Genomic DNA, 9194 nt, shown 5'->3' on the forward strand with positions numbered 1-9194 from the left:
ACTCGACCTCGACCCGTTTGTGGGCCGCAAGCGGGAGGCAAAGGCAATCATCACCCCGCTTGAGGTGAAGCACATCCTGGAGCTGGTCGAGGCCATCACGGATCCCAGGTGGCGATTCGCCTTCCAATTACTGGCGGCCTATGGCCTGAGGCCCGAGGAGCTGCAGCACCTCGAGGTGCGCGACGGCCGCCTGTGGTGCACCTACCGCAAGAGCACCAGCCGGGGTGAGACAAAGCCCAGGCCGCTGCGGCTGCTGCCATGCGACGACTGGGCTGAGGATTGGAAGCTTGTGGAGCGGTTCAAGACCCAGGAGCTCCCGCCGATGCGCCCTGGGTATGGCGCAGAAGATCTGGGCCTGCACATGCGCAGGCGCCAGCGCTGGCAGGATCTGCGCCGGGAATACGAGGCGGCAGGAGAGAAGCTGGTTCTGTATTCAGCCCGGCATGGCTATGCCCACCGTGCGCATCTGATCTGCGAACTGCCGCCGAAGGTGGCCGCTGCGGCTATGGGCCACAGCGTCGAGACACACCTGGCGGCGTACAGCAAATGGTGCGGCGATGACGTGGTGGATGATGCCTTCGAGCGGGCAGCTGCACGTCTGGGCCGTTAGATGATCGGCATTGCATACGCCGACCCCTCCATAGCCGTGCAGCCTTTTTTACATACCCAGGGATTGAGGAGTATTAACATAGCTTGCTGGAGGTTGTTGAAATGGCAGGGTGATCAGGCGGGCACCAGTGCCCCTAGTTGCTTGATCATGTAGCGCACCATTGCAGGCGCGCCACCCCGTGCCCGCTGGGCATCGCTGACAAGCCCTTTAATGGTTGTCACCAGTTGTTCAAATGTAAGGGGACCCTCCTTCAAGATGCGGTCCCTAATCGCATCCCACTGCTGAACGTGCTCAGGCTTGCTCTCACTTGGCCTATAGGAGGCGAACGTGAAGAGCCCTGTAATTGGAGTCACACGGCGTCGCTCAGCTGTGGCGACATCAGGCACTGGAGGAGGGGTGAAACTACCGTTGGCTGCATCATCAAGAAGTGTCAGCAATGCGGCTACCTGTTCTTCTTCCAAGTGAAACAGTTCTCGGTTGCCAGCGCCTGTGATGTTCTGCTTGATCAGCATACGGCGAATAGCGGTCTCAACCGCGAAAGCTTTGCTTCGGTCGCCAACATTGACGCAGGCGAGTGTTTCAGCTGGCACTGGAAGTACATTCTGCTCGGCTTCACGTCGAAGAGGGCTATTCGTGATTCCGATCTTGTGCCAAGCGGTGCCGCCGGGCAGTGACCACCTCTTGAGATACACGTAATTGGTCATTGGAGACTAGAGCAGTTTTGGCATAGTAACTGAGCGCGCAGTTCCTTGCCTGGACGAGAGCCCCATCTGCCTGGAAAGTTGACGCCTCTCTCATCCGTACATCGGGGGCTTGAGGACATGACCAATGCGTCGTTACAGCGAGGCTGTTAAGGCTGATGTGAGGAGGCGGATGAGCCCGCCGCACCGGCAGAGCATGACCACCATTGCGATTTGCCGGCAGCGCGCCAAGCTCTACGAGAAGGCCCGCCAGGCCCATCCAAGTCGCTGGAGCCGAGCCACCCGCTGCTGGCGCCAGCCAGAGGGAGTGTGGATCAACAAGCCACGAGAAGAACCGGAATCGACTCTGGCGCTACACTTAACCAAGGCCACCTGAAAGGCAGCCAAGAGGTTACATCTTTCCTGAAACCCGCCTCCCTAGACCGATGCGCAATCTCTAACGATGCAGGACTACAAGGAGGGACTCAATGCGGAGCAGCTTGCAGCGGTCACTTCCGCATCGCCAAATATCGTGGTTGTTGCAGGAGCGGGTACAGGTAAGACAAAAACGATGGTGGCACGGATTTGCCACCTATTGGAGTCAGGATCAGCACCGGAACGTATTCTTGCCATCACATTCACGCGCAAGGCTGCTGCGGAACTCGTGAGTCGAATCGCCCATTATGCTGGTAGAGATACTGGCAAGAGGGTCAACGCCTCTACTTTTCACTCTTGGTGTTCACGCATCATTGCCAATGATGCCGAAGGGGCCTACACAATCATTGACCCCGAAGATCAGAAGGACATGATGAGCATGTTCCGCGGCAGGAGACCCAAAGAGTTCCCCAAGGCCCCTGAACTGCGTTCTATCTACTCATTCTGCCGAAACTCATCCAAGAGGCTTGGCGATTATATCGATCAATACCTGCCCAAGCACAAGCCGTACTACGAGCAGATCAAGCAGATCTTTATAGACTATCAAGCGGCCAAGCGTCGACAGAACCTTCTGGATCTCGATGATGTCTTGGACGTTGTTGCCAGGAATCTCGAGAATCCAGATGTAGCCAAGGCTGTCGGCGGATCTTATGACTCGGTCCTAGTCGACGAGATGCAAGATACAAACCCCCTCCAGTGGAGACTCCTCCAGCCCCTGGTCGGGCACACCAGACTCTTCTGCGTAGGAGACGATGCTCAGGCAATCTACGCGTTCCGTGGATCAGACTATCGCTTTATCCATGACTTCACTGAGCTGGTTCCTGATTCGGAAAAACTCACTCTTACCCAGAACTATCGTTCTCCAAATGAGTTCCTGGGAATCTCCAACTGGCTTCTCCGCGAAAGTTCGATCGACTATGGCAAGGAGTTGTGGTCAGAACTCGGTGGGGCAAAGCCAATCATGCGTGTCTTTTCTGATCCTTTTGAGGAAGCTGAGTACATTGCAGACAAGATCCTTGAGGACCATGGACGGGGTATTCCGTTTCGCAGTAACCTCATTCTTTTCCGCTCATCAGTCTGGCGCAAAGCCCTTGATTCGGCATTGATAAAAAGAAGGATACCAGTTACCTACTATGGCGGATTCTCATTCCTTCAGGCACGCCATGTTCGCGACATCGTATCTACACTCCGGATCCTCCATAATCCCTTAGACGACATTGCCTGGTTGCGTTACCTCCAGATATTTCCGGGAATCGGCAGCGAGAGTGCATCGGAATTAATCCTCAGGCTGGCTGATTTGTCGGTTCTTGCTGAGCGGATCACCATGTTGATGACTTCTGAGCCTAAGTTCATAAGACCAGCATCGGCTATTCAGGAGATCTCCCAGAGAATTTCAAATAACATTGCAGGACTTATCGGTGACATTGCAACTGTTCTTGCTGATGAGTTCACGAGGCTCTATCGGGATGAGTGGCCAGGCAGGAAAGCTGACATCCCAATCCTTCAAGCCCTTGCAGAACGGGAAGAGAGTGTATCCACGTTCCTCGAGAGCTACGCCTTGAACCCTTTCACCGAAGGTTTCAAGAAAGACAATGATCCCAATACTGATCATGTCATTGTCTCAACAATCCATTCGGCCAAGGGTCTTGAATCTGATATTGTTTATGTTCCCGCTCTGCAGGTTGGTCATTATCCGCCTTCCTATACAAAGAGCGAGGACGACTATGAAGAGGAGCGGCGATGTCTCTACGTGGCTCTGACTCGCGCGAAAGTAGAACTCAATCTCTCAAAGGCTCTGATTGCCTCATATCAACGGATTCCAAAGGGATCCGCTTATTTTCTCCAGGATATGCCAGAATACCTTGTTGATCTTGAAGTAAAGCACGCTGAGTCTGTGAAAGCACCTTCGCTCTCACTCGAGATTGATGCAAGTTCATATGGAATAGAATTCTAGTCTACATTAATACAGCGCCGACTGTTGTCGGTTCACACCAAGCCCAAGGCAGCATGCAAAGTCTCTCATGCTCATTCGGCATTTTCTTTACGTCGAACTTGCTCAACTGAATCAATGGTCGATCCTCGGTCTGACGATCTTCAGAAACTAATGTCACTGGGATGGTCTGCGGCAGACGTGAGCCGCTATCAATCGCTATTGGAGTACAAGTTAAAATGGGGTGCTGCCAACCTGGAGAGAGACGAACGGCTCTTCCTGAAAAAGGGTGAAGCTGTATTGCTTCAGGCTAGCTGGGCCCCGAAGCACGATGGATCGCCTTCCACTAGAGCACGTCGACAATCACAAGCATCGATCGGCAACTTGCCAACTCTATCCAAAGCAACTTCTTTTGTAGCATTAGATTTTGAAACCGCCAACAATTCTCGAAATAGTGCCTGTTCCGTAGCGATTATTCGAGTCGAATCGCTCGAGATCGTTTCGCGAACCTATCGCCTGATCAGGCCACCAGAAAATTATTTCATGTTTACGGATATTCATGGCATCACCTGGAACGATGTTAAGGCAGAGCCGACATTTCGAGATCTTTGGAGTGAGCTGAAACCACTATTCAATGATGTGAGCTTTATAGCGGCTCACAATGCGAGTTTTGACAGTAGTGTCATGAACGCATGTTGCTCCAGCTACGGGCTAGATCCACCGAGCGCTCCATACCTGTGCACTGTCAAGCTTGCCAGGCAGACTTGGCGACTGAACCCAGCTAACCTGCCTAGCGTCTGCTCGTATCTTGGATTGCGTTTGGAGCATCATAATGCTCTTTCAGATGCTGAGGCTTGTGCGAACATTGTACGAGCAGCGAATGGCCTGCCAGTCAAGTGATCCCTTCAGTGTTACTTGCTCTGTTGTCTCTGGACATGCTGAGGAATTCTTGAATGGCCTTGCTGCTTGCTGATACCTTCCAGGCCAGCCTTGATCTACTGAGCTCGGAGGAGCAGAAGGCTTCCAAGCTTGCCGCATTCGAATTGCAGATGAACCCCGCCAACCCTGGCCTGCAGTGCCACCGACTGGAGAACATCAGAAACAAGCACATCTGGTCAGCCCGCGCCAGCTGTGTATACGCGTAATCTTTCACCGCGTCGACAACAGCGTGATGCTCTGCTACGTCGATCATCACGACCCCGCCTACGACTGGGCCTCACCGCGCAAGATCGAAACCCATGCCCTCACTGCTGCGGCCCAGATCGTCAAAATCCCCGAATCCGTTCGAGAGATTGAGATCCCCCTCTGCGTCCCAAGTGAACCGGTTCCAACCGCGGAACCCAAGCCGCCCCTATCCAACCTCTCAGAAGACGAGCTCTTTCGCTACGGCGTGCCTGCCGAGTGGATCCCGGACGTGTGCAGCTCAGATTCCAAGCGCAGACGACACGGGTGCCAGTTTCGGATGGCGTAGCGAGATTGCTTGGTCCTTGGTTCCTAGAAGTTGTTACCCACCTGTGGTCAGGGGGCTCATTGAGAGCACCTGCAGCGCAGCATCAAGACTGTCGATACTCTGGTGATCGTTGGGTTTCCGCATGAAGAAGGTGTCGGTCACCATCACCCCGGCCTGGCGTTGAAGACACTGCTTGCGACAGACCGAGGTAAGGGTTGACCAGGAGCTGTTGGTGCGGACCCCTCAAATGCTGAGTGCCTTCGCTCCCACATCTGCAGGGCGTCTTCAACTGGTCTGCCGACCCTGGTGGCTCTACACACCTAGCTTTGCGGATGCCCCGGTGGGGTACCGCATCAGGTTGCTTCTGACGTCATGAGCTCCAGCACCACCGACCGCCTGGTGACTCCGTCGCAGCTGGCCCTGTTCAGCCGCAGCCCGGTGATCGGGGCCTGGTGGGAGGAGCTGGCTGCCCAGAAGCTCTTCACTGAGCAGCGCCCTGATGTGACCAGCCTCGATGAGCTGCTCTTCGCTTCTGGGCTTGAGCACGAAGAGGTGCTGCTGGCTGACCTGGAAGCATCTGGGGCGGATGTCCACCGGCAGCAGCCTGTGGATCCCGATGGCCCACCCCAGGAGCAGGACTACGCCAACACCCTGGCGGCCATGCGAGAAGGCCGCCAGTTCATCCATCAGGCAGCGCTGCGCAATGGCGAGATCCGCGGCTGGGCAGACCTGCTTGAGCGGGTAGATGACAAACCCTCAGTGCTGGGGAGCTGGAGTTACCGCCCGATCGAATGCAAGCTCTCCAGCCATCCCAAGCCGATCTACCTGGTGCAGGCCTGTGCCTACTGCGAATTGCTGGAACCACTGCTGGGCCACCGCCCTGAACAGTTCCGTCTGTATCTGGGGGGCAAGCGCTTCCGCAGCTACGACACCTCCGCCTTCTGGGCCTGGTACGAGCAGCTCCGGCAGCGGTACCGCGACTTCCGTGCCAGCTTCGATCCGTTGCGCGAGCCAGAAGATGAGCCTGGGGATCACGGCCTGTGGACGGCCTTCATCGACCAAAGGCTGGAGGAGAAGAAGGACCTGATCCTGGTGGCCGGGATGCGCCGCACGCAGCGCGCCAAGCTCTGTGCCGCCGGCATTCACACGATCGATGACCTGGCGGCTTTGGAGGCTGGCACCAAGGTCAGCGGCCTGGATCCAGAGATTCTTGATCGGCTGCGCACGCAAGCCGAGATCCAGACCGCGCCAGCCCAGCCCGATGGCCGCCCGCCCTACCGGGTTCGTCCTGCAGATCAGCAGGAGCGGGGCCTTTGCGCCCTGCCCTTGGCGGATGAGGGGGATGTGTGGTTCGACATGGAGGGCTACCCCGATCCGATCACAGGCTCCAAGCTTGAGTACCTCTTCGGGGTGTGCTTTCGCGATCCGGGCAGCACTGACATTGCCTTCAAGGCCTGGTGGGCCCATGTCCTGCCGGCTGAGAAGGCCGCCTTCGAAGGACTGATCGACTGGATCGCCGAGCGCCGGCAGCACCATCCCGGCCTGCACGTCTACCACTACGCCAGTTATGAGAAAACTGCCCTCGGCACCCTCGCCGCGAGCCATCAGACCCGTGAACGGCTGATCGATCAGTGGCTCAGCGAGGGGGTTCTGGTGGACCTCTATCCGATCGTGCGCCATGGCCTGTTGCTGGGCGCGCCGAGCTACTCCATCAAGAAGGTGGAGCTTCTCTATCAGCCGGCCCGGGATGGAGCGGTGGAAACGGCTGCGGATTCGGTCGTTCAGTACGCCGAATGGCTGCGCTCATGTGAACCGCAAATCGCCGGAGAAGCTCCCGCAGGTAGTCCACGACTGCAGGGCATCGAGGATTACAACCGGGATGACTGCCTTTCTACCGCCCGGCTGCATGACTTTCTGCTGGAGCAACGGCGCCTGCTGGGATTGCCTGATCGGCCGCTCGTGCTGCCTGGCCGTCTCGAGGAAGAGGCCGAGTTCGGTCTAGCCGGGGCTGCAGAGAGCTCCCAGGCCAAGCGCAACCGGGAAGCGATCGAAACCCTGATGCGCACCTCTGAGATACTGCTGGAAGAATTGCCAACGGAACGCCGGGACACGCCCCAGCTACCGCCTCCAGGTGTGGATGATCCGGCGGCAGCTGCCATCGAGGCAGCCGAGGCGGAACCGGGGCCGCGGGAGCTGAGCATTCGCTTGCACCGCCTTCTGGCTCAGTTGCTGCCGTTCCATTTACGCGAGCGCAAAGTGGAGTGGTGGACCTTCTTTGATCGGCTGGAGCAGAACCCCGACGAACGCTTTGCCGATGCCGAGGTGATTGCCGCTGCCACCCTGGAGTCCATCGAGGAGAAACAGACTCCCCGCGCGACCCACAAGGAGCTCACTTACCGCTTCGACACCGAGCAGCCGCTCAAACTCCGGAATACAGGCGGCAACCTGCTGCGGCTCTATCTGCCTGGAGAGGAGGTTTCCCTGGCTGCCCAGGTGCACGACGAAGACGGAACGGTTGTGCTGAAGCTCTCTGGGAAAAAGGAGCGTGAGCGTGCCGAAGCCGGCCTGCCAATCTCCGTCCCAGAGAGAACTGATCTGATCCTGTTTCCGCCCGACATCAGCCAGCACCTGAGGCACCATCTTTCCCGCCAGGCCAGTTGCTGGGTGGATGACCATCAGGCCTTGCCTGCTGCGATGCATCATCTGTTCGAGCGCCGGGCGATGCCGGAGCTGGAGCCGATCAACACACGCACCCGCCAGGACCCAGGCAGCACGGCCTCCGATTTAGCGTCGTTCCTGGCTACGGCCGACGGTGTGGCTCTGGCGTTGCAGGGCCCCCCGGGCACCGGAAAGACCACCGTCACCGCGGAGGTGATCACGCAGCTGGTGGCCCAAGGCCAGAGGGTTGCGGTGAGCTCCAACAGCCATCCGGCGATCAATCACCTGCTGCGGCGCTGCCAGGTGGCGATGGAGAGCAACGGCAGCAAGGCCAGGGTGGTGAAGTGCACCGGCAGCTCCCCTCGGCCAGATGACGAGCAGGCGTTCGATGGCACAGGGATCTCCTGCGTGCTGCAGAAGGACCTAAGACCGGAGATGGCGGTGGTGGGCGGCACGGTCTTCGTGTTCGCCAAGCATGTGGAGGAACCCTTTGATCTGCTGGTGATCGACGAGGCCGGCCAGGTGTCACTGGCCAACCTGCTGGCGATGGCGTCCTGTGCCCGCAACATCCTGGTGGTGGGGGATCAGCAGCAGCTCAGCCAGCCCACCCGCGCTGCTCACCCGGGGGACAGCGGTCTGTCCTGCCTGGACTACGTGATGGAGCATCACGCCGTGGTCCCACCGGATCGGGGCCTGTTCCTGGCCACCAGCTGGCGTATGGCGCCGCCGCTGGCGCAGGTGGTCTCCGAGCTCTTCTACAAAGGAGAGCTCACGGCAGCCCGCGCCAACTCAGCCAACCGGGTGGAGTGGAGTGGGCCGGCCCAGGGACTGCTGTTCCTGCCCTCACTGCACAGCGGCAACAGCACCGGCTCTGATGAGGAGGTGGACCAGGTGGCGGCCCTGGTGGCGGCCCTGCGGGGTCAACCCTTCCAACGCGCGGTCCGCGATGGCATCGAATCAGGGGTGCTCGATTGGAGCGAGATCCTGATCACGGCTCCCTACAACGTGCAGGTTTCCCTCCTGAAGCGACGCCTGGGCCCCGAGGCCCGCATCGGCACGGTGGACAAGTTCCAGGGTCAGGAGGCTGCCGTGGCGATCCATTCGCTCACCTCCTCCGATGCCGAGCAGGCACCAAGAGGTCTGGGTTTCCTGCTTGACCCCCATCGCCTGAACGTGGCGATCAGCCGAGGGCAGTGCCTGTCGATGGTGCTGGGCAGCCCCACCCTCTCCAGCGGAATCGCCGCCCAGGTGGATGAGGTGATCCAGCTCAACCGGCTGTGCCGGTTGATGGCTGAGAGCTGAGCCCACCAGGCGGCCACTGGAGCGGCGGGCTTATCGATCTGGGGCCACACACTTAAATGGTGGTGTGCCCCTTGCCGCGAACAGCTGATGGCCGTGCGCTTGCGTTGGTTCTAGCCTGGGGCCGCTCTG

The 9194-nt window shown here is 58.4% G+C and carries 6 protein-coding genes and 1 pseudogene; 6 read left to right on the forward strand and 1 reads right to left on the reverse strand.

The features are described from left to right. Nucleotides 1-610: pseudogene (locus KBY78_RS12960) on the forward strand (hypothetical protein); the annotation flags it as partial. 113 nt (nt 611-723) lie between these two features. On the opposite strand, the gene KBY78_RS12965 reads toward KBY78_RS12960, so the two are convergent. After that, nucleotides 724-1314: a GIY-YIG nuclease family protein gene (locus tag KBY78_RS12965; protein ID WP_255143924.1), complete on the reverse strand. Its 591-nt coding sequence runs from the start codon at nt 1312-1314 to the stop codon at nt 724-726. A gap of 169 nt (nt 1315-1483) precedes the next feature. Between KBY78_RS12965 and KBY78_RS12970 the strand changes: the two genes are divergently transcribed. From KBY78_RS12970 to KBY78_RS12990, 5 genes are all read left to right on the forward strand, one after another. Continuing rightward, nucleotides 1484-1687 carry a hypothetical protein gene (locus tag KBY78_RS12970; RefSeq protein WP_255143925.1) on the forward strand — a complete coding sequence of 68 codons (204 nt, stop codon included), beginning with the start codon at nt 1484-1486 and terminating at the stop codon, nt 1685-1687. A gap of 66 nt (nt 1688-1753) precedes the next feature. Then, nucleotides 1754-3679 (forward strand): ATP-dependent helicase, encoded by a 1926-nt coding sequence (locus KBY78_RS12975; protein ID WP_255143926.1) that lies wholly within the window; start codon nt 1754-1756, stop codon nt 3677-3679. A 177-nt stretch (nt 3680-3856) separates the two neighbouring features. Further along, complete coding sequence (locus tag KBY78_RS12980) at nt 3857-4555, forward strand: 3'-5' exonuclease (protein ID WP_255143927.1); 699 nt, start codon at nt 3857-3859, stop codon at nt 4553-4555. 53 nt (nt 4556-4608) lie between these two features. Then, nucleotides 4609-4800, forward strand: a complete 192-nt coding sequence (locus KBY78_RS12985; protein WP_255143928.1) for a hypothetical protein — start codon at nt 4609-4611, stop codon at nt 4798-4800. Between the two features lie 677 nt (nt 4801-5477). Further along, nucleotides 5478-9065 carry a TM0106 family RecB-like putative nuclease gene (locus KBY78_RS12990; protein ID WP_255143929.1) on the forward strand — a complete coding sequence of 1196 codons (3588 nt, stop codon included), beginning with the start codon at nt 5478-5480 and terminating at the stop codon, nt 9063-9065. The last annotated feature ends 129 nt before the right edge of the window (nt 9066-9194 follow it).

The organism is Synechococcus sp. EJ6-Ellesmere, from assembly GCF_024345875.1.
In the GTDB taxonomy this organism is placed as follows: Bacteria; Cyanobacteriota; Cyanobacteriia; order PCC-6307; family Cyanobiaceae; genus Regnicoccus_A; species Regnicoccus_A antarcticus.